The sequence below is a fragment of the Salicola sp. Rm-C-2C1-2 genome (assembly GCF_040196175.1).
Classification (GTDB): domain Bacteria; phylum Pseudomonadota; class Gammaproteobacteria; order Pseudomonadales; family Oleiphilaceae; genus Halospina.
In genome coordinates, this window is record NZ_JBEFNF010000001.1 from 508,765 (window position 1) to 529,089 (window position 20,325).

At 59.1% G+C, this 20,325-nt stretch carries 23 protein-coding genes and 1 pseudogene; 11 read left to right on the plus strand and 13 right to left on the minus strand.

Going from position 1 to position 20,325, the window contains the following annotated elements:
• Positions 1–5: 5 nt before the first annotated feature.
• Positions 6–1,739 carry a proline--tRNA ligase gene (locus tag AAF659_RS02320; RefSeq protein WP_349750082.1) on the minus strand — a complete coding sequence of 578 codons (1,734 nt, stop codon included), beginning with the start codon at positions 1,737–1,739 and terminating at the stop codon, positions 6–8.
• A gap of 126 nt (positions 1,740–1,865) precedes the next feature.
• On the opposite strand from AAF659_RS02320, the gene AAF659_RS02325 reads away from it, so the two are divergent.
• Complete coding sequence (locus AAF659_RS02325) at positions 1,866–2,273, plus strand: PaaI family thioesterase (RefSeq protein WP_349750083.1); 408 nt, start codon at positions 1,866–1,868, stop codon at positions 2,271–2,273.
• A 26-nt stretch (positions 2,274–2,299) separates the two neighbouring features.
• Here AAF659_RS02325 and AAF659_RS02330 read toward each other — a convergent pair whose 3' ends face one another.
• A complete protein-coding gene (locus AAF659_RS02330; RefSeq protein ID WP_349750084.1) occupies positions 2,300–2,872 on the minus strand; it encodes a hypothetical protein in 573 nt (190 codons plus the stop codon).
• A gap of 2 nt (positions 2,873–2,874) precedes the next feature.
• Complete coding sequence (locus tag AAF659_RS02335) at positions 2,875–3,513, minus strand: YiiX/YebB-like N1pC/P60 family cysteine hydrolase (protein WP_349750085.1); 639 nt, start codon at positions 3,511–3,513, stop codon at positions 2,875–2,877.
• A 159-nt stretch (positions 3,514–3,672) separates the two neighbouring features.
• Between AAF659_RS02335 and AAF659_RS15040 the strand changes: the two are divergent.
• Positions 3,673–3,729 (plus strand): annotated as a pseudogene (locus AAF659_RS15040) (DUF3565 domain-containing protein); the annotation flags it as partial.
• Positions 3,730–3,776: 47 nt separating this feature from the next.
• Here AAF659_RS15040 and AAF659_RS02340 read toward each other — a convergent pair.
• The gene (locus AAF659_RS02340; RefSeq protein WP_349750086.1) at positions 3,777–4,349 is read right to left on the minus strand and encodes a hypothetical protein; all 573 of its coding nucleotides are present in this window, start codon (positions 4,347–4,349) and stop codon (positions 3,777–3,779) included.
• Positions 4,350–4,352: 3 nt separating this feature from the next.
• Positions 4,353–4,982, minus strand: a complete 630-nt coding sequence (locus tag AAF659_RS02345; protein WP_349750087.1) for a YiiX/YebB-like N1pC/P60 family cysteine hydrolase — start codon at positions 4,980–4,982, stop codon at positions 4,353–4,355.
• Positions 4,983–5,111: 129 nt separating this feature from the next.
• On the opposite strand from AAF659_RS02345, the gene AAF659_RS02350 reads away from it, so the two are divergent.
• Entirely contained in the window at positions 5,112–5,315 is a 204-nt protein-coding gene (locus tag AAF659_RS02350) for a DUF3565 domain-containing protein (RefSeq protein ID WP_349750088.1), read from the plus strand.
• 12 nt (positions 5,316–5,327) lie between these two features.
• Here AAF659_RS02350 and AAF659_RS02355 read toward each other — a convergent pair whose 3' ends face one another.
• The 3 genes from AAF659_RS02355 to AAF659_RS02365 all read right to left on the minus strand — a co-directional run bounded on the left by AAF659_RS02355 (position 5,328) and on the right by AAF659_RS02365 (position 6,541).
• The gene (locus AAF659_RS02355; RefSeq protein WP_349750089.1) at positions 5,328–5,678 is read right to left on the minus strand and encodes a HigA family addiction module antitoxin; all 351 of its coding nucleotides are present in this window, start codon (positions 5,676–5,678) and stop codon (positions 5,328–5,330) included.
• A 9-nt stretch (positions 5,679–5,687) separates the two neighbouring features.
• Complete coding sequence (locus AAF659_RS02360; protein WP_349750090.1) at positions 5,688–5,969, minus strand: type II toxin-antitoxin system RelE/ParE family toxin; 282 nt, start codon at positions 5,967–5,969, stop codon at positions 5,688–5,690.
• A 77-nt stretch (positions 5,970–6,046) separates the two neighbouring features.
• On the minus strand, positions 6,047–6,541 hold the full coding sequence (locus AAF659_RS02365; protein WP_349750091.1) for an Lrp/AsnC family transcriptional regulator: 495 nt from the start codon (positions 6,539–6,541) through the stop codon (positions 6,047–6,049).
• Positions 6,542–7,003: 462 nt separating this feature from the next.
• Here AAF659_RS02365 and AAF659_RS02370 point away from each other — a divergent pair, with 462 nt between their 5' ends.
• Complete coding sequence (locus tag AAF659_RS02370) at positions 7,004–8,680, plus strand: 2-isopropylmalate synthase (RefSeq protein WP_349750092.1); 1,677 nt, start codon at positions 7,004–7,006, stop codon at positions 8,678–8,680.
• A 38-nt stretch (positions 8,681–8,718) separates the two neighbouring features.
• Here AAF659_RS02370 and lipA read toward each other — a convergent pair whose 3' ends face one another.
• On the minus strand, positions 8,719–9,759 hold the full coding sequence (lipA, locus tag AAF659_RS02375; protein WP_349750093.1) for a lipoyl synthase: 1,041 nt from the start codon (positions 9,757–9,759) through the stop codon (positions 8,719–8,721).
• A 191-nt stretch (positions 9,760–9,950) separates the two neighbouring features.
• Here lipA and cysQ point away from each other — a divergent pair, with 191 nt between their 5' ends.
• The 4 genes from cysQ to AAF659_RS02395 all read left to right on the plus strand — a co-directional run bounded on the left by cysQ (position 9,951) and on the right by AAF659_RS02395 (position 13,008).
• A complete protein-coding gene (gene cysQ, locus AAF659_RS02380; RefSeq protein WP_349750094.1) occupies positions 9,951–10,718 on the plus strand; it encodes a 3'(2'),5'-bisphosphate nucleotidase CysQ in 768 nt (255 codons plus the stop codon).
• 95 nt (positions 10,719–10,813) lie between these two features.
• Entirely contained in the window at positions 10,814–12,196 is a 1,383-nt protein-coding gene (locus AAF659_RS02385) for a sodium-dependent transporter (RefSeq protein ID WP_349750095.1), read from the plus strand.
• Positions 12,197–12,205: 9 nt separating this feature from the next.
• Entirely contained in the window at positions 12,206–12,472 is a 267-nt protein-coding gene (locus AAF659_RS02390) for a Smr/MutS family protein (RefSeq protein WP_349750096.1), read from the plus strand.
• On the plus strand, positions 12,469–13,008 hold the full coding sequence (locus AAF659_RS02395; protein ID WP_349750097.1) for a DUF192 domain-containing protein: 540 nt from the start codon (positions 12,469–12,471) through the stop codon (positions 13,006–13,008). Before AAF659_RS02390 ends, AAF659_RS02395 begins: the two co-directional genes overlap by 4 nt.
• Here AAF659_RS02395 and AAF659_RS02400 read toward each other — a convergent pair.
• Positions 13,002–13,733 (minus strand): DsbA family protein, encoded by a 732-nt coding sequence (locus tag AAF659_RS02400; RefSeq protein WP_349750098.1) that lies wholly within the window; start codon positions 13,731–13,733, stop codon positions 13,002–13,004. The genes AAF659_RS02395 and AAF659_RS02400 overlap by 7 nt on opposite strands.
• 97 nt (positions 13,734–13,830) lie before the next feature.
• Between AAF659_RS02400 and AAF659_RS02405 the strand changes: the two genes are divergently transcribed.
• Together AAF659_RS02405 and AAF659_RS02410 are read left to right on the plus strand one after the other, a co-directional pair.
• On the plus strand, positions 13,831–14,229 hold the full coding sequence (locus AAF659_RS02405; protein WP_349750099.1) for a thiol-disulfide oxidoreductase DCC family protein: 399 nt from the start codon (positions 13,831–13,833) through the stop codon (positions 14,227–14,229).
• Complete coding sequence (locus AAF659_RS02410; RefSeq protein WP_349750100.1) at positions 14,226–14,495, plus strand: ClpX C4-type zinc finger protein; 270 nt, start codon at positions 14,226–14,228, stop codon at positions 14,493–14,495. The genes AAF659_RS02405 and AAF659_RS02410 overlap by 4 nt, the downstream gene beginning before the upstream one ends.
• Positions 14,496–14,549: 54 nt before the next feature.
• Here AAF659_RS02410 and AAF659_RS02415 read toward each other — a convergent pair whose 3' ends face one another.
• The 3 genes from AAF659_RS02415 to xseA all read right to left on the minus strand — a co-directional run bounded on the left by AAF659_RS02415 (position 14,550) and on the right by xseA (position 18,705).
• Complete coding sequence (locus AAF659_RS02415) at positions 14,550–16,634, minus strand: DUF8754 domain-containing protein (protein ID WP_349750101.1); 2,085 nt, start codon at positions 16,632–16,634, stop codon at positions 14,550–14,552.
• A gap of 291 nt (positions 16,635–16,925) precedes the next feature.
• On the minus strand, positions 16,926–17,135 hold the full coding sequence (locus tag AAF659_RS02420; protein WP_349750102.1) for a cold shock domain-containing protein: 210 nt from the start codon (positions 17,133–17,135) through the stop codon (positions 16,926–16,928).
• 190 nt (positions 17,136–17,325) lie between these two features.
• Entirely contained in the window at positions 17,326–18,705 is a 1,380-nt protein-coding gene (xseA, locus tag AAF659_RS02425) for an exodeoxyribonuclease VII large subunit (RefSeq protein ID WP_349750103.1), read from the minus strand.
• A gap of 150 nt (positions 18,706–18,855) precedes the next feature.
• Here xseA and guaB point away from each other — a divergent pair, with 150 nt between their 5' ends.
• Entirely contained in the window at positions 18,856–20,319 is a 1,464-nt protein-coding gene (gene guaB, locus AAF659_RS02430) for an IMP dehydrogenase (RefSeq protein WP_349750104.1), read from the plus strand.
• The last annotated feature ends 6 nt before the right edge of the window (positions 20,320–20,325 follow it).

A 20,325-nucleotide genomic window follows, 5' to 3' on the forward strand; every position in this document is an offset into this window, starting at 1 on the left:
TAAATCTAGTCTGCGATTACCCGGGCTGCCAGGAAGCGGATAATGTCGTCTGCGGCCACATCCTGTTTGTCCGCATCCGTTCGGCCCTTGTATTCAAGAGTGCCCGCTTCCAGGCCGCGGTCACTGATAACCACCCGGTGCGGGATGCCGATCAGCTCCATATCCGCGAACTTCACGCCCGGGCGTTCCTTGCGGTCATCCAGAAGCACGTCGTAGCCGGTCTGGCGCAGCTGTTCATAGAGCTTGTCTGCTGCCTGTGCCACGCGCTCAGATTTCTGGCCGTTGAGGGTAACAATCGCGATCTCGAAGGGGGCGATAGCAGTGGGCCAGGCAATGCCGCTGTCGTCGTGATTCTGTTCAATGGCTGCGGCAACCAGGCGTGAGACGCCAATGCCATAACAGCCCATGTCCATGTGCACGGATTTGCCATTTTCATCCAGAACCGTGGCGTTCATGGCTTCGCTGTACTTACGGCCCAGTTTGAATACGTGACCCACTTCAATACCACGCTGAATGCCCAGCACGCCCTGACCATCCGGGCTCGGGTCGCCTTCTTCCACTTCGCGCAGGTCGGCCGTTTGGCCCAGGGCCACATCACGGTCCCAGTTGACGCCGGTCAGGTGGTAACTGGTGCGGTTGGCGCCGCACACGAAATCGGCCAGGTGCGCCGCGGCATGATCCACAATCATCGCCACTTTGAGGCCGACGGGGCCGATGGAGCCGGCGTTCACGCCCAGAGCTTTGCGGATCTGTTCGTCACTGGCCATGGTCAGCGGCTCGGCTACCTCCGGGCGCCTTTCCGCTTTAAGGTCGTTCAGAGTGTGGTCCCCGCGCAGCACCAGGGCGACCAGGGGCTGGTCACTGCTGTTCTCGTCCTCTTTGGGGGCGTGCACCAGCAGGGTCTTGAGCACCCGGTCCGGTGTGGTGTTCAGGTACCCGGCCACCTGCTCGATGGTGTTCTGGTCCGGGGTGGCCACCTCCTGCATGGTGTCAGTGGCAGCGGGGCGTTCGCCTTCCGGGGGCAGGGCTTCAGCCAGCTCGGTATTGGCTGCGTAGTCGCTCTGGGAACTGAAAGCGATGGCGTCCTCACCGGAGCTGGCCAGCACGTGGAATTCCTGGGACTTGCTGCCGCCGATGGCGCCGGAGTCCGCCTCCACCGCCCGGAATTCCAGGCCCAGGCGCCGGAAGATGGCGCTGTAGGTCTGCACCATGAGCGCATAGGTTTCGTTCAGTGATTCCGGGCTGGCATGAAAGGAGTAGGCGTCTTTCATCAGGAACTCGCGCGAGCGCATCACACCAAAGCGGGGGCGGCGCTCATCGCGGAATTTGGTCTGGATCTGGTAGAAATTCGCTGGCAGATCCCGGTAGCTCTTGAGCTCGTTGCGCGCAATGTCGGTGATCACTTCCTCGTGCGTGGGGCCATAGCAAAAGTCGCGCTCGTGGCGGTCCTTCAGGCGCAGCAGCTCGTCGCCGTATTCCTCCCAGCGGCCGCTTTCCTGCCAGAGCTCGGCGGGCTGGATGGCTGGCATCAGCACTTCCTGGGCACCGGAACGGTCCATCTCCTCGCGCACAATCTTTTCCACCTTGCGCAGCACGCGCAGCCCCAACGGCAGCCAGGTATAGAGACCGCCAGCCAGGCGCCGGATCATGCCGGCGCGCAGCATCAGCTGGTGGCTGACGATCTCGGCGTCCGCGGGGGTTTCCTTGAGGGTGGCGATCAGGTACTGGCTTGCACGCATAGGTGTGGGTCCGTCAGGGCTGTGGCGAATGTGACTGTTCAGTAGCAGAGGGGTTATTCTACGAAGTCCGCCCGCCAGGGTACAGGGTGGCGATCACGCCAGAGCCAATCAGGAGACAGTGGAACCATGAAGTTGCGCGCGGATGAGGTGCAGCAGTTGATCCGGGAAGGGGTGCCCATGGCCGAGGATATCGATTTCCGGGTCCAGGCTATTGAGCATCAGGCCGCCACGGCCAGGGTGCCGTTCAGCGAACGCATGGTGCGCCCCGGCGGCACGCTCTCTGGGCCGGTGCAGATGGCGCTGGCGGATGCGGCCATGTACGCGGCTGTGCTGGGCGCGCTCGGTGAGGTGCAGATGGCGGTCACCAGCAACCTGAACATCAACTTCCTGCGCAAGCCCGGGCGCTGCGACCTGCTTGCCCGGGCCGTGGTCCTGAAGCTGGGCAGCCGCACCGCCGTGAGCGAGGTGCAGTTGTATTCCGAGGGGAGTGAGGGACTGGTGGCGCATGTGACGGGAACTTATGCGCTGCCATGAAAGCTATGGCTTGATCCCTCAGCCGGTCACCACATCCATGAGACCCAGTCCCACCACCAGGGGCAGCGCCCGCCGCAGACGTGGCCGTCCGGGTGACTGGTGACCTTCCAGATGATGGAATTAACCGTGAACGGCCTGTTGCTGCTCAGTTTGAGGGTGTGGAAGCTTTGCACGTTCTCCGGGTATTCGGGATCTTTCAAGGACTCGGGGTCATTGTAAAACCCTTTGCCTACCGGGTAATGGGGGGGGCGCATGTTGCCACCGGCTTCAAGCTCGAAGGCTTCTCCTGTGTTAGCTAGGACGGTTACCTCGGGAATGATAATGACGCCGTCGTTCCGTTTCAGGTCGTAGTAATGCTCAGGAATATCCATATTGTTGTAGGGGTCATAACGGTCGGAGTTGACCGTGAGGTAAAGCAGCTGGCTCCCTTCGGGATTGAGTTCAAGAGGTCGATCCAACTTGATAGTCGTTTCCTTGCTCGTGATCTGCCAAGGCCCTTTCAGCTTCTGATACTGCGGGTAGTGATTACTGGTATCGCAGCCGCTCAAAAGAACCATCATGGTCACGCTCACAAGCTTGATTGTGTTATGCCACATCATTGTTATCGCCCCAGGTCCAGTTGCCACATCAGGACCAGTTCCGTTGTTTTCAGGAAACGATTGGGCCCCAGCCGTTTGGGTGGACCATCCAGAAGCGGGATACCCGCCACGCGGAATGCCCTGAAGATCAGTTCACTGCAGAAGAAAGTCGCGTTGTGGCCATCCTCGGAAATGGTGGCGGAAATCTCGTCTGCCCCTATGATTGAAACCCCCAGCGTGGACCACTTCATCCACCCGGTCCGAGCGTTTGGTTGAAGGGCTGACCGGGCGGCGCCGGTGAAATCGTAGTGTTTGCCCGACTGACTTCCCGCCCAGGAAGCAGCCTTGTCCAGTTGATCCTGAGAGGCGGTACGATGGCGGAAAACAATGGCTTGTTTCGAGTCATGCAGCTTTTGTCTCAGAGGGTTTTTCTCTGTTTCTTGAAACGGATTGGCATCTATCGCCACTCCATTTCCCAGATAGAGAATCGCATGGCTGAACCGCCCATTGGTGGCCCAGCGGATCCCTTGAGAGGTAACGGCGTTACTGCTGGTGGCAATGATGTCGCCCCTGGCGAGTGCCGGGATCGACACTGCCAGATTCTGGCGGATCTGTTGGTCGGGGGTGGTGGGTTGAGGCTGAAAGCTGTTAAAGCTGTTCATGTTCATTGTCCTTATGAGATTCGACCGTCCTTATGACCGGAAAAAGGCTAATGGAATCCGAAAACCGGGATCAACGGGTAGCTTATCCGGTGATTGAAACGAGTAGGGGGTTCAGACGGGTACAGCTCTGCAGCAATTGGAGGCTGCTGGGTTGCGTAACTGGCGTGCAGCCATAACCAGCATGTGCGCCACGATCCGCCGTTCATCAACTGCCCCTGGAATGGGCTCGCGTCATCCATGAGCAGTGTCATCCTTTCTTTCGTTTACCACATCCACGAGACCGCATCCCACCACCAGGGGCAGCGCCCGCCGCAGACGTGGCCATCCGGATGGCTCGTGACCTTCCAGATGATGGTGTTAACCGTGAACGGCCTGTTGCTGCTCAGTTTGAGGGTGTGGAAGTTTTGCACGTTTTCCGGGTATTCGGGATCTTTCCAGTGCTCGGGCTCGTTGTAGAAGCCTACTCCGACGGGGTTATGGGGAGGCCGCATGTTGGTGGCGGATGAAAGCTCAAATGCCTCTCCAGTATTGGCGACGACCGTGACCTCGGGAATGATGATGACTCCGTCTTCCCGTTTCAGGTCAGAATAATGTTCTGGAATATCTATGTTCTGGTAAGGCTCATAACGATTGGAATCAACTGTCAGATATAGCGTCTGGCTCCCCTCCGGCTTGAGTTCCAGTGGTTGATCCAACTTGATGGTGGCTTCCTCCTCCGTGATTCGCCAAGGTCCCTCCAGCTTCTGGTACTGAGGGAAATGATTACTTGTGTCACACCCTCCCAGAAGAACCACCACAGTAGCGAGTATCAGCCTGATTTTTAGGGTCCTCATCATAACTTATCGTCCCAGATCCAGTTGTCCCATCAGAACCAGTTCCGTCGTTTTCAGGAAACGATTGGGCCCCAGCCATGTGGGCGGATCATCCAGAAGCGGGATACCCGCCACGCGGAATGCCCTGAAGATCAGTTCACTGCAGAAGAAAGTCGCATTGTGGCCATCCCCGGAAACAGCGGCGGAGATCTCGTCTGCCCCTATGATTGAAACCCCCAGCGTGGTCCACTTCATCCACCCGGTCCGAGCGTTTGGTTGAAGGGCTGATCGGGCGGCTCCGGTGAAATCGTAGTCTTTGCCCGACTGACTTCCCGCCCAGGAGGCTGCCTTGTTGAGCTGCTCCTGGGACGCGGTACGATGGCGGAAAATAATGGCTTGTTTCGAGTCGCGGAGCTTATGCTTCAAAAGGTCTTTTTTTAGAGGCTTAAAGGGATTGGCGTCTATTGCCTGTCCATTTCCTAAGTAGAGAATCGCATGGCTGAACCGCCCATTGGTGGCCCAGCGGATCCCTTGAGAGGTAACGGCGTTACTGCTGGTGGCAATGATGTCGCCCCTGGCGAGTGCCGGGATCGACACTGCCAGATTCTGGCGGATCTGTTCGTTGGGGGCGGTGGGTTGGGGTCGAAAACTGTTCATTGTCATCATCCTGATGGGGTTGGGTTGTCCTTATAACGGCAGAAGTCTACTGGATTCTGAAAACCGGGATCAACGGGTAGCTTATCCGGTAAGTGAAACGAAAAAGGGGCTGAAAACGGGGATAGCTCAATGCAGCAACCGATCACTGGATACCACCGGGAGGAAGAGGGCAACTGGGTGGCGCAGCTTGCCTGCGGCCACAACCAGCATGTTCGCCATGAGCCGCCGTTCACTAACCGCCCCTGGGTGGTGACCCCGGAAGGGCGGCAGGCATGGCTCGGGACGGAGCTGGCCTGTAAGAAGTGTGATCTGGGTGCACCGCCCGACGGGTAACCCCGAATGAATTTACGCGACCCTTGGGGAGATCTCGCGCTCGATGGTCGATGCTACTGCCTGTCTCGCCCGGCGGAGCTCGTAATCCGCCTGCAGGTGCATCCAGAACTCCGGGGTCGTGCCGAAGTACCGTGCAAGGCGCAGTGCGGTGTCAGCGGTGAGGCTGCGCTGGCCGTTGATCAGGCTGGTGATCCGGTTGGTCGGGACATGCAGTTCCCGGGCAAGAGCGGCGGCGGAGAACCCGAGCGGCTGCATGAATTCCTCGCACAGCATCTCACCGGGCGTAATCGGCGCCACATACTCCGCCTGCTCAGTCACATCGGAAAAATCGGTATTCTGAAGCTCGCTGCGTTCGATGCTCATGACTGGCCCTCAGTGATAGTCACAGAACTCCACATCCCATGCATGACCCTGTTCAAACCGGAAACAGATGCGCCACTGGGCGTCGACCCGGATACTCCACTGGCCGCCCCGTTTACCGGAAAGCTTCTCCAGCCGATTACCGGGCGGAATTCTGAGCTCTTCCACGTGCTGAACCGCGTCAAGTTGCAGCAACTTTCGACGTGCTTTGAGCTGCAATGGTTTGGCTACCCGACGCACGTTCCGGTCATCGAACAGTGCCGCGGTCGTCCTGTCCGCGAATGATTTGATCATGATGGGATGATATTAGGTTTTACGTAATGCGTAAAGGTTGAGCTCAGAACGCTTTGCCCCGCTTACAGAGCACAGACTCAGAGGTACTTGAGAGGCAGTTCGGTGTTGTCGATTACCCGCCGCATCACGAAACTGGAGTGCACCCCGCTGACCCCGGTGATGCGGGTGATCTTGTTGAGCAGGAACTGCTGGTAGTGCTCCATGTCCGGCACCACCACCTTGAGGATGTAGTCCGCCTGCTGGCCGGTGATCAGGTAGAGTTCCTGGACCTCCGGGTAGGTGGCCACCTGTTCCTCGAATTCCTGGAAACGTTCCGGGGTGTGGCGGTCCATGCCGATCTGCAGGATGACGGTGAGGGAAAGGCCCAGTTTGCGCCGCTCCAGCAGGGTCTTGCGGCCCAGGATGATGCCGGCTTCCTCCAGTGCTTTTACGCGGCGCGAACAGGGGGAAGGGGAGAGACCGACGCGCTCGGCCAGTTGCTGGTTGGTCAGGCCGCCGTTTTTCTGCAGATGCTCCAGGATCTGGCGGTCGGTGCGGTCGATGTGGACCAGTTCGGAGTCGGCTTTCGCCATGGTATAACGCCTTTTTCAACGTGAAAGCAAGTTTCCATCAATATATAAATAAATAGTAGCATATAAGAGCGTTTAAGGCGGAAAAAAACACAAAATCGCAAACACATTGCCCTGTGTTTTCGTTACCTTGGACATGTCCCCGGGAGGTGGGCCAGCGTTATCGGGCCGGGTCTCCGCTCCCGGAAAGGCGGCCCGGACCTGGGCTGCCGGTGGCGGTCCGTGACGCCACCCTGGACCGGGTGCCACAAGTGCCCGAAAGCGGAGCAGCGGGTGTGATCCACCCTCCGCAGCACAGGCGCGGCGGCAGGGGGCAGGCCCTGAGGCTTGCCCCATGCTTGTGCCGCCGGTGAGTCGACCACAGTATTGATAACAGACAGAGGCATCCGGGAAGCCGTGCGGACGGGTTCCCGGATGCCTTGGCCTAATTCCAGTCACAGCAGGCATAGCAACAGGGAGCACACAATGGCGTTTGACCATCGCAAATACCGGCCCTTCAAGCCGCTCAACAAAACCGACCGGCGCTGGCCGAATAAGGTTATCGATAAGGCGCCGACCTATTCCGCTGTTGACCTTCGCGATGGTAACCAGGCGCTGGTCAAACCCATGAACATCGCCCAGAAGCAGCGGCTGTTCGACCTCCTGGTCAAGCTCGGCTACAAGCAGATCGAGATCGGCTTTCCGGCAGCGAGTCAGCCGGATTTTGACTTCTGCCGTAAGCTGATCAGTGAAAACCGGATCCCGGAAGATGTCACCATTCAGATCCTGACACCAGCGCGGCCGGAGCTGATCAAACGCTCCTATGAGGCTCTTGATGGCGTGCACAGGGCCATTGTTCACGTCTATAACTCGACCTCCACGGCCCAGCGTGAGCAGGTTTTTGAGATGGACATGGCGGGGGTGAAGCAGATCGCGGTGGACGGAGCGAAGGAAGTCCAGCGCCATGCCAAGAACTACCCGGATACCGAATGGATCTTCCAGTATTCACCAGAGAGTTTTTCTGCCACCGAGGTGGACTACGCGGTGGAAGTGGTGGACGCCGTCAATGACGTCTGGCGCCCGGACCAGGGCCAGCAGGTGATCATCAATCTGCCGTCGACGGTGGAGATGGGTACGCCCAACGTATTTGCAGACCAGATTGAGTGGTTCTGCGACCATGTTCGCTACCGTGACCACTTTACCCTGAGTGTTCATACCCATAACGACCGGGGCTGTGCCATTGCCGCAGCGGAACTGGCCGTCATGGCGGGCGCCGACCGGGTTGAGGGCACGCTGCTGGGCAATGGCGAGCGCACCGGCAACATGGATCTGGTAACGTTTGCCATGAATCTGTATTCCCAGGGCGTCGACCCGCAAGTAGATCTCTCCGGCATGGCTGAGGTTGTGGACGTGGTTGAAGCCTGTACTGAAATCGCCACCCACCCGCGTCACCCTTGGGCGGGTGAGCTGGTTTTCACAGCCTTTTCCGGCAGTCACCAGGACGCCATCCGCAAGTGCATGGCCAAGCGCAGCGAAGGCGATGTATGGGATGTGGCCTACTTGCCGATTGATCCCCAGGACATCGGTCGACGCTACGAGGAAGTGGTGCGCATCAACAGCCAGTCCGGCAAGGGTGGTGTCGCGATGGTGCTAGAACGCGACTATGGCATCAGCCTGCCGCGCTGGCTGCAGATTGAATTCGCGAGGGTAGTCCAGAAAGAAGCGGAGATTACCGGCGGCGAAGTCGATTCATCCACCATTCACAAGTTGTTCGAGCGGGACTACCTGCAGATCCCCAAGGGCTGGACGCTGCACACCTATGATCTACACCGTACCGATGATGGCGTTCAGGCTTCCGTTGTGATTGCCAATGGCGAGCGTATCGAACTGAGAGGCAGTGGCCAGGGCGCCGTTGAGGCCGTGGTTGATGCCCTGCAGCGGCGCCATAATGTGAAAGTAGCTGTTGAGGCCTATGACGAGTTTGCCCTGGGTGAGGGAACCAGCGCGAACGCGCTGGCGTCTATTCGCATTCAGGTGAATGGCGAGGTTTACAGCGCGGCAGCACTGGCCGAGGACACAACGTCCGCAACGCTCCAGGCGCTTCTTTCTGCCGTGGCGCGTTGCGTTCACGCCAGTGCCGTGGACACCGCAGCCGTAATGTGATCAGGTTGGATCGTCCGCGGGGCGGGCGGTCCGGTCAGTCAGCCCACCGTTTTGACCGGGATGATGTTGGGGTCGGGCTCGCCGCCTGGCACTTGCGGTGTCTCTGACAACCCCAGATTGTTCTGCTCGAAAACCCGGTCCGCGCGGTAGCTGGAACGCACCATGGGTCCTGAAGGTACTTCCAGAAAGCCTTTCTCCAGGCCCTTTTCCCGATACCACTCGAACTCTTCCGGGGTCACCCAGCGCTCTACAGGCAGGTGGTTGCGTGTGGGTTGGAGGTACTGGCCAAAGGTAACGATATCCACGCCGATGGCGCGCAGGTCGTCCATGGTTTCGAGGATTTCGTCTTCGGTTTCGCCCAGGCCCAGCATCAGGCTGGTCTTGGTGATGACCTTCGGGTTGTGTTCCTTAGCGTGCTCCAGCACATCCAGCGTCTTCTTGTAGCCGGCGCGAGGGTCACGCACCCGCTCGGTCAGCCGCTCCACCGTTTCGACATTCTGGGCAAAAACTTCCAGACCGGAATCGACCACGGTTTCAACGTGTTCGGTGATGTTGTCGAAGTCCGGGGTCAGGGCTTCGACCGCCACGTGTGGGGTACGGCGTTTGATGGCCCGCACGCACTCGGCGTAATGGCCGGCGCCGAAGTCGTTGAGGTCGTCCCGGTCCACGGAGGTGAGCACAATGTAGCGCAGCCCCATCATTTCCACGGAGTGGGCGGTGTTTTCGGGTTCGCTCTGGTCAAGCCAGCCCTTGGGGTTGCCGGTGTCCACAGCGCAGAAGCGGCACGCGCGGGTGCATACAGATCCCATGACCATGATGGTGGCGGTGCCGTTGTTCCAGCATTCGCCCATGTTGGGGCAGTGGCTTTCCTCGCACACGGTGCTCAGGCGGTGCTCATGGACGTTGCGCTTAACCTGCTCAAAGCGTTCGCCGCCGGGCATGCGGGCGCGCAGCCACGAGGGCTTGCGGGTGCGTTCGACTTCCTGCGCGCGGGAGGTTTTCTGGCCGTCCTTGATGGCGGCGATGCCTTGGTCGCTGCGGAACTTTTCGCCGCTGCGGGGTTTCTGACGATCACTCATAATCGTGCTCGAATCCTTGTTGGCTGGCTCTCGCTGTTTTGCGGCGACAAGGGCCACGGAGGGCCAGTATGGTTCGCGAAAATCCTTACCATTATAACTGATTTGCCACCAAAAATCGTGGGTGGCTGGACTCAGGTCCGCTCCGGCGCCACAATTCCGCCCATTAAAGTCACCTATTATGGATTGTCTGCATGGATTACGATGCGCTTATTCCCGAGGTTCTGGCCATTGCGGCGGATGCCGGTGAAAAGATCATGGCGTTTTACCGCCAGGATTATGAGGTGACGCAGAAGCAGGATGACAGCCCGCTCACTGAGGCGGACATGGCGTCCCATCACCGTATTGTTGATGGACTCAGGTCACTGACGCCAAAGCTGCCGATCCTGTCCGAGGAGGAAGAGGTGCCCTGGGAAGAGCGCCGGGACTGGGACGCGTTCTGGCTGGTGGATCCGATTGATGGGACCAAGGATTTCATCAAGCAGACAGGTGAGTTCACGGTGAATATTGCGTTAATCGAGAATGGCGTTCCGGTGATGGGCGTTGTCACGGTGCCCGCGCTGGGGATTGAATATTGGGGAACGCGCACCGGCGGGGCCTTCCGGCGCCAGCAGGGGGCTACGGTGCGTCTCCAGGTGGCTGATCCCCCGGTGGAAAAGCGGGTGGTGGCAAGTAAGAATCATATGAATGCGGAGACGGAGGCGTTCATTGACCGCCTTGGCCCGCACTGTCTGGTGCAGGCGGGGTCGTCGCTCAAGTTCTGCCGGATTGCCGAGGGTGAGGCGGACATCTACCCGCGGGTGGGACCGACCTGTGAGTGGGACACCGGTGCTGCCCAGGCAGTGCTTGAAGCGGCGGGAGGTCAGGTTCTGACTTTTGAAGGTGATGCCCTGCGTTATGGCAAGGAAAGCGTGTATAACCCGCATTTTGTGGCGGCCGGTTCCTGGTTTGTGCCAGCCTGATTCGCTTCAGTGTTGATCCGATTATCAATAGCCGCTAGTGTTTCGCCGCTACACACTGGTTTCAAGAACGACAGAAAAGCAGAAAGGGCTCAACCATGAATGAGAAGCGAAGCTCGGTCCACGGTGAATGGTCCAGTGGTCTTATCTTCATCCTTGCCGCGACCGGCTCCGCCGTTGGTCTAGGCAACCTGTGGCGTTTCCCCTACCTGGTGGGCGAGAACGGCGGTTCGGCCTTCGTGCTGCTGTATCTTGCCTGTATTCTTCTTGTAGGCATGCCAATCATGATCGCTGAGGTCACTTTGGGTCGGAAGGGCCGTCGCAGTCCCATCAACAGTCTGCGTTTGATCGCGCGGGATGAAGGGGTTTCCCAGCAGTGGGCGCTGGTTGGCTGGATGGGCGTCGTTGCCGGCGTTCTGATCCTGTCGTTTTACAGCGTCGTGGGTGGTTGGTCGCTGTTCTACGGCTTTGAAGCGCTGAAGGGAAGTTTTGTGGGGATTTCCTCTGATGAGGCAACAGGCCTTTTCGAGGGGCTGGTTGCAGATGGCCCAACGGTACTGCTCTGGCACACCCTGTTCATGGTCATTCTTTTCTCAATAGTGGCGGCGGGTGTGAAAAAGGGGCTTCAGCGCGCGGTTACCCTGCTGATGCCGCTGCTTTTCTTTCTGCTGCTCGGGCTGGTGGTCTATGGCATGACCACGGAAGGGTTTGGTGAAGCTATTACCTTTCTGGCAACACCGGATCTCAGTGTTATTGATGGCGGTGTTTTCCTGGCCGCCCTTGGGCAGGCGTTCTTCACGCTGAGTCTCGGTATGGGGGCCATCATGGTTTACGGCGCCTATCTGCCCCAGCAGAACTCAATTCCGGTAAGCAGTGGCTGGATTGTGGGCATGGACACACTCACAGCGTTGCTTGCCGGTCTCGCTATTTTTCCTATCGTGTTCAGTGTTGGTTTGGAACCAGGCGAGGGACCGGGCCTGGTGTTCGTGACTCTGCCAATCGTGTTTGGTGAGATTCCGTTGGGCACTCTGCTGGGCATTGTTTTCTTCATACTGCTATCCGTGGCCGCCATCACCTCCGGAATGTCGCTTCTGGAGCCGGCGGTGGCCTATCTCACGGAGAGTTTCGGCGGCAGCCGCGTCAAGTCGGCGGCCACGATGGCGGTGCTGATCTGGTTGGTTGGTGCAGCCTGTGGTCTGTCGCTCAATGCCTGGTCGGACATCACGCTCTGGCCCGGCAAGAACATCTTTGATTCCCTGGATCATGTGGCAAGTAATATTCTGCTGCCGCTGGGCGGTCTATTCGTGGCCTTCTTCGTGGGCTGGAAAATCCGCACCAACACGGTTGCGGCCGAGCTGGATACCCACAACCATCACTACCTTTTCCTTCTGTGGCTGTGGGCCACGCGCGTGATCGCGCCCGCGGCGGTGATCTTCATCTTCCTTAATGCGACCGGGTTGTTGGCGCTCATCAGCGGGTGATCCGAAGGAATGGCCAAGCTGACCCTGGACCTGCACCCCATATTCAATCGTGGGGCGCAGATCGAGCAAGAGCTGGAGCGGGTGATCGACGAGGCGGAACGCAAGCGCGTTGCGACCGTGGAAATCATCCCCGGTAAAGGCTCAGGTCAGCTCAAAAAGCGCGTTCTGCGCTTTCTGGATCGCAATGAGATCAAGCAGCGTTACCATCGCCTGGACAAGGATCGTGACAATCATGGGCGCGTGTTCGTGTATTTCCGCTTCAAGGGTAAGCAATGAAACGGGTTGCACCCGGTCTGATTGTTGTCCTGTCGTTCCTCGGCGCGGGCTGTGGCAGTTTCTCAGGAGAGGATGCTCCAGACGCGGTCACGCTCTGTCTCCCCGCGGGTGAACGGGCGGTGCCGCTTAAGGCTGAGCTTGCCACCTCGCCCGAGCAGCGCCAAAAGGGACTGAGTGAGCGGTCCCAGCTGCCACGGCGTTCCGGTATGCTGTTCATCTACCCCAATGAACAGGGAGTGGAGAACAGTTTCTGGATGCATCAGACGCATGTACCGCTGACAATCCTGTTTCTGGACGAGCAGGGCGTAGTGCGCTCAATTCAGGATATGACGCCATGTCTGGATGGTGATGGGTCACAATGTGCCAGCTACGAGGCGGGCGTCAGTCACTGGATGGCACTGGAAGTGAATCAGGGCTTACCCCAGGCGCTGGGCGTTTCAGAGGGCGATATCATCAGGCGGTCGCAGGGCGGTGCAAAGGCTGCCTGCGAAACCCTGCAAAAGCTTACGCCCCGAACCTTGCCGAGAGCCTACTGAGCTTCGTCCAGTTCACGTTCGAGCACAGCCTGGAGTTGCGCCCAGCTGTTGCGTGTGAGGGGGATATTGTCCACCAACACGGTTGGTGTGCTGGTTACCCTCAGGTCCCGCGCCAGATTTCGGCTCTCCGTGAGTTTTTTCTCGATCCTGTTCAGTCCCATGCAGCGCTGGAACTTTCGCTTATCAAGACCAAGGGCGCCGGCGTATTCAGTAAAGATCGATTCTGGATCGGAGGCATCGCTCCAGTCGTCCTGTTCTGCGAAAAGGCGGTCGTGCATTGGCCTCCAGGCGTCCTGATCCTCGGCACAGCGGGCTGCTTTGGCCGCGGGCTCAGCATTCCTGTGTTTGCGCAGCGGCATATCGAAGAATACAAACCGGACTTTGCCAGTCTCCACATACTCGTTCATAAGCCGATCATGATGCCTGGCAAAATCCGCGCAGGCAGGGCACTGGAAGTCGGCAAACTCGCGCACCACGACCGGCGCATCAGCGTTACCGATGCTTACCCCGACACGGTCCCGCTCTTCCGGGAAGGGCGAAAGATCCTCACCCGTGGGCAGGGAGGGTGGCCCGGAGAGGGCTGGGTTGCTGAGCCAGTAGACGCTGCCGATTATGCCGATCAGAACCACCCCGAATAGGCTGGCGCTGATGAAGCGGTGGCGCCGGCGTCTGCGGCTGAGGGCGCTGGGTTTGCCGGTCTTCTGACGATTTTTCGCTTCTCCCATGATGGGCGTTCCCGTTCCTTGTCCGTTATGATGGTCGACAGTTCCTAGAGACTATCTGTGTCCCCAAGGCCTGACAACACCCCGGCAGGAGGTTCCAATGAGCAGGGGAGAGCACAAGCTTGTGGTTTATTACGACGGTTCCTGCCCCGCCTGCATGCGTGACCGCAGGCTCTATGAACGGCTGGCGGGCAGCGGCGGCCGGGATGTCGTCTGGTTTGACATCACTGGTGAGGAAACCGCATTGCGCGAGAGAGGAATCGACCCGGATCTGGCGCTACAGGAACTTCATGTAGAGGATTCAGGCGGGGGTATTCATAGCGAGATGGCCGCCTATATCCTGCTGATGGGGCGGGTGCCTTTTCTCAAGCCACTGGCCTGGCTACTGTCTCTGGAGCCCATCAAAGGCCTTTTCTCCGCCCTCTATCACCGGTGGGTTCAGCGCCGACTGGCGCGAGAGGGCCGTTTACCATCATCTAATCAGGACCCTTCACAATGAGTGACGACGATCAGGATCAGGACCAGGACCAGGACCAGGACCTGGATCGCGAGATCGAATCTCTCGCCAGCCAGCTCAGCGACGAACAGATGGACTCCATAGCGCGCCGGCTCGGGGTGCGTGGCGATGAGCGAGTACACCGGACACAAGCGGAAGGGCAGTGTTCGTTTTGTGGGCGGCCTCAGGAGGAGGTGGGCTCCATGGTCAGCAATGGTGCTGGCGCCCGGATCTGTGGGGAGTGTCTGGCAAGTTTCCGGTCCTCATGAGCCGGACATAAAAAACCGCGGCCGTGGCCGCGGTTTTGTCCTGCAAGAGGCTTTTCAGGAGGCGTTTGCCGCCTTTTTACTTTTACCGCCACGGTTGTCGTCGGCCGACTTGATGCCGCGTTTCTCCATTGCCAGGTTGCGTACGCGGTCGAAGTCCTCGTCCGTATACACGCCGTTGACACCGGAGATGGAAGCCAGCTTCATGCCGTGCTTGAGGCCAAGCTGGTAGATCTCGCGGACCTTCTCCCACTCAATTTCACGCCCAACCGTGTAGGTGTCGTAGCGACCCTCCAGGGCTAGCACGATGGTCTCCGCCAGACAGGCGTAGGCCACCTTGGGGGGAAGGCCGATATTCTTCATGCGGACATCGCCCGGCAGTTCGATTTCACCTGATTCGATGACCAGTACGTCAGGCCGTTTCGCAACGTCCTCCGGCGGAATGTCCAGCGGCCGTGCCACGTCCGTGATTACGCAGCCCGGTTTAACCTCCATGATATCGAGAATGCGCTTACCGGCACCTGAAGTGGAGGTCACGACCATGTCCATTTCCCGCAGGTACTTGTTGGGATTGGATGTGACATGGATCTGCGCTTCTGGTGTCTCCTTCATGATGGATTCTTTGAGCGCCAGAAGCCGAGCGGATTCGCGCGCGACGATATAGACCTCGTCGACGGCCTTGGCCAAAAGGCGCGCGCAGACTGCACCGATGGAGCCGGTGGCGCCCACGACCATGGCTTTAGCCTTGGCCTTGTTGTTTTTTCCGACCTCCACCAGGCTCAGTTTCTTGAGAGCCTCATGGGCGGCCCACAGGGCACCGGAGGCACTGTAGCTGTTGCCGGTGGTGATCGGCAGGGGGGCACGTTTGGAGACTGTCAGGCCGGCGTCGCCCACCACCTTGGTAAATGCCCCGAGGCCCATGATCTGCGCACCCAGGCGCTTGGCCAATCGTGCTGCCGCGAGCAGTCGCCGGTAGGTGAATTCGGGGCTGTGCGCCATGATCTCCTTGGGTGTACCGCCCACGGTGATCAGCCAACCCTCGGCCTCTGCGCCTGTGGGTGACTTGATGCCGGTCACCCGGGAATACACAAAGGGAGGTGAATAGGCCATGACCTTCTCGACCGTGTTCATGAAGGTCTTGGGTGCGTAGCTGGCGACCATGTCCAGCGGTTTCGAGTTCCGGAAATACTGCTGGGACAACGGGTGGATGACGAAGGCGAAGCGGCTGATCCGCTTATACCCGGAGGGATAGAGAATGCGCGGCTCAATGCCCTCGCTGGTGATGATCTCCAGATAGTCGTCATGGGTAATCTCGGCCGGCGAGCGTTCTAGGGCGGCCAGGATCATGGCCTCGACAACATTCACGCCGATCGTCTCGTTGAAGATCTGGGGGGTATAGTCGATGACGACGTTCACGCCACGATCGCCCAGTTCCTTGAGCCGTTCGTCAGAGATGGATGAGGTCAGAACCGTCTTGCCGCCGAGCTCCTCCAGGCCCATTTCTTCCAGCTCGTTGTAGCGCGCTGCAATCACATCCGCAGTCTGGGCACCCTTGCGCAGCACATAGTCGGTCACATTCTTTGCCACTGGTAACCGGCCCACAGTGTCACCGATGTTCCAGGACTGGATCGGGCCGGTGCCGGCGGCGTAGTTCTCAAGCTGATTCAGCGAGGTGAGCATCTTGGGAGCGCCGAGCTGGGTGACCGGGTCGGCAAAAAACAGGTTCTCGGTGTATTCGTTGAACACGCGGGCGGGCCGGTAATTCGCCTGGCCGTTCAGGAACAGGACCTTGGCGTTGTTGAAACACTCCTCCAGCTCCAGCTGGGTATGGCGAACGGCCCAGTCCTGAAGGATGCTGCGCAGGGTGGCGCCGGTTGTTACGGGTACTGACTGCACGGCTTGTTGAAGGCGTTGGGTCTCTTCGTGGGTAATGGTGTGGGTACCGACCTGATAGTGGTCCTGCACCATCCCCAGACCGATGACATCGGCCTTGGCTTCCCACTCACGGATGGCGGCTTCGGCGCGATCCACGCTGCCATCCGTGCCGATCCGGATGACGCGTATGCTCTGACCAAGAAACTCGGATTCGAGGTCGTAATCGAGCCTGGCGGGCCCCAGGCTGATACTGACAACCGTCTTCATGGACTTCTCCCATTGGTGTTCCCGTTTAACAGCATGGTTCAGAATCCCGCTCCCTTCAAAAAAAGTTGGCATTCAGAACCCGTTCTGGTTGCCGGCAGGCTTTGTCATTGGTGTGTTCTGCCGGTGAACACGGGATTGTGATTATTGATGCAATCGTCGCAGGCTGGGTGGTCGATTGTCAGGCAGAGTATAACAGGGGGAGTAACAGGGTCGGTACAGGCGGAAATATGATTTGTATAACAAAAAAAAAGCCCGGCTCATTGAGCCGGGCTTTTTCGACCTGCGGTCGCTTTACACGGGCGTGACGTTTTCCGCCTGCGGACCTTTCGGGCCTTGTGTAATAGCGAACTGGACTTCCTGCCCCTCGGTCAGCGTCCGGAAACCGGTTCCGTTGATCGCACTGTAGTGTACGAATACGTCAGAGCCGTTTTCGCGAGCAATAAAACCAAAGCCTTTTGCTTCGTTGAACCACTTGACGCGACCAGTATTGAGATCAGACATGATGCACTTTCCTTAAAAAACACGATTTTCTGTCACATCCTCCATTGAGGATGCTTTGAGCTGGGACGCTTGGAGGCCTTTCGGTGAGGAACGAACGAGGAGTCCTGATGCAGGTCGTCGTAATGCTTTCACTTATAAGAGCCGCTTTACGTATGCAGCGGATGCAGTATCGGTTCTGTGCTCAGGCGCGTCAAGCGTTTTCATTGTTTGATTCCGCTGATTCTCTCACCGCCTCTACGCGACAGGACAGGTGCCCCTGTGCAAGGCGTACGGTCACGGAGTCCCCCGGGGCTCTCTGGTCTGCGTGTCGGAGAATGGCGCCGGTTTCATCCTGGGCGATGGCGTAGCCACGGTTGAGGGTGGCCAGTGGGCTGACCAGATCCAGCTGAGCGCCCTGGTTGCATAGGCGCTGCTGTTCGCGTTCGAGGCGTGCGCGCATGGCTCGCTCAAGCCGCTGGTGATTCTCCTGGGTGCGCTCACGGGCCTGGTGCAGGCGCGGCTCGGGGCGCACCGCTGTCAGTCGCCGCCAATACTGATGCATCCGTTGGCGGTGTTGCGCCAATTGGCGCCGGGTCTGTTGGTGCAGCCGGGCTTCCAGTTCGTCCACTCGCTGAGCCTGCTCCTGAAGCTGTTGGCGCGGGTGGCGCAGGCGTTGACTCAGTTCGGCCACTCGCTCGCTGTGCTGGCGCAACAGTTGGCGTGTTTTGAGGATCAGGCGCTCCTCAAGTCCGCTCAGCCGGTCGAAAAATTCCTGGCGGTTGGGTGAAATGGCTTCGGCAGCGGCGGAAGGCGTGGGCGCGCGTTGATCCGCCACCAGATCGGCGATGGTGACATCCACTTCATGGCCAACCGCGCTGATGATCGGGATCCGGCTGTTGAAAATGGCGCGCGCCACGGCCTCCTCGTTAAAGCACCAGAGGTCTTCCAGAGAGCCTCCGCCGCGCCCGACGATGAGCGCATCACAGCGGCCGTGGCGGTGGGCGCGCTCGATGGCGGCGCGGATCCCGGCAGTGCCATCAGCGCCCTGGACTGGTGTTGGGTAAAGCGTTACCGCCAGACCTGGGAAGCGCCGGTTGAGCACTGTCAGAATATCCCGTATCGCAGCTCCGGTTGCAGAGGTTACGAGACCCAGGTGCTGTGGCGGAACCGGAGCCGGCTGTTTGTGTTCCATGGCGAAAAGACCTTCGCGCTCCAGTCGGGCCTTCAGTTCCTCAAAGGCCCGCTGAAGGGCGCCGCGGCCTGCGGGCTCGATGGATTCGACGATCAGCTGGAAATCACCGCGTGCCTCATAGAGGCTGACTTTGGCGCGCAGCAGCACCTGTTCACCATCCGCGGGGGCGCTGTTCAGCAGGCGGTTGCGGTTACGGAACATGGCGCAACGGATCTGGGCACGCTCATCCTTGAGGCTGAAATACCAGTGACCGGAAGCAGGGCGGCTCAGACCCGAGATCTCGCCCTCAACATGCACTTCCATGAAGCTGGTTTCGAGCAGGCTCTTCGCCTGCCGTGTGAGCTGGCTGACCGAAAGAGCGCCGGAGGTGCTCGCGCCGGGGCTGTCGTCTTTACGCATTCAGTTGTCGCAACGTATAATAGTCGTTTACTGAAACCGGCGCCAAGGGCGCCCTGATGGGGTTTTCAGAGGCTGTGTTCCGAGATGAGAGCGTATTAATCGAGTGAACCAGAGAACAACCCCGGAAGGCAAGTTGATAAGGCGGACCCAATGCTGCGAATCGCGGAAGAAGCGCTTACCTTCGACGACGTACTTCTTATCCCAGGCTATTCTGATGTCATGCCCAACGAGGTGGACCTACGGACGCCGTTGACGCGGGGTATCCAGCTCAACAGCCCACTGGTTTCGGCAGCCATGGATACCGTGACTGAAGCGTCTCTGGCAATTGCCATGGCCCAGGTGGGCGGCATCGGCATGATCCACAAGAACATGACGATTGAGCAGCAGGCCGCCGCCGTCCGCAAGGTAAAGAAATACGAAAGCGGCGTGGTTAAGGATCCTGTAACGGTTTCGCCTAACACTACCGTCCGGGAACTGGTTCAGATCACTACCGCCAATCGGATATCCGGATTGCCGGTGGTCGATGGCCGGGATCTAGTGGGTATCGTTACCGGTCGTGATATCCGCTTTGAGAGCGGTATGGATACGCCGGTTTCGGACATCATGACTCCACGGGCGAAGCTGGTAACCGTGCGGGAGGGTGAGGATGTCCAGAACATCAAAGACCTGCTGCACCGTCATCGCATAGAAAAGGTTCTGGTGGTCAATGATGACTTTGAATTGAGCGGTCTGATCACGGTCAAAGACATCCAGAAATCCGAGGACTATCCCGATGCCTGCAAGGATGCCCAGGGGCACCTGCGCGTAGGGGCGGCTGTCAGTACTGGCGGCGATACCGAAGCGCGCCTGGATGCGCTGGTCGAAGCTGGCGTCGACGTGGTCGTCGTGGATACTGCCCATGGTCATTCCCAGGGCGTAATCAACCGAGTGCGCTGGGTTAAGGAGCATTATCCTGGTCTGCAGGTAATCGGCGGCAATATCGCTACCGGCGATGCAGCGCTCGCGCTGGCGGATGCTGGTGTGGACGGGGTCAAGGTCGGTATCGGTCCGGGTTCCATCTGTACCACCCGTATCGTGGCCGGTATTGGTGTACCTCAGATCAGCGCCGTTTCCAATGTTGCAGAGGCGTTGCGTAATCGGGACGTTCCGGTCATCGCCGACGGCGGCATCCGTTTTTCCGGTGACATTGCTAAGGCCATTGCTGCCGGCGCTCATACCGTTATGGCGGGCAGCCTGCTGGCAGGCACCGATGAAGCGCCGGGGGAGGTTGAGCTCTATCAGGGGCGTACCTATAAAGCCTACCGTGGCATGGGGTCTCTGGGTGCTATGGGGCAGGGATCCAGTGACCGCTATTTCCAGGATGCGGCTGAAGGCATCGATAAGCTGGTCCCCGAGGGAATTGAAGGGCGCGTGGACTGCAAGGGCCCGATGAAGTCGATTGTGCATCAGCTCATGGGTGGCCTGAAGGCGGCAATGGGCTATACCGGCTGCGCCAACATGCAGGAGATGCGCACCCAGCCCCAGTTCTCGCGCATCACCAACGCGGGTGTTAAGGAGAGTCATGTGCATGACGTGACCATCACCAAGGAAGCACCCAATTACCGCATAAGCTGAGTCCGC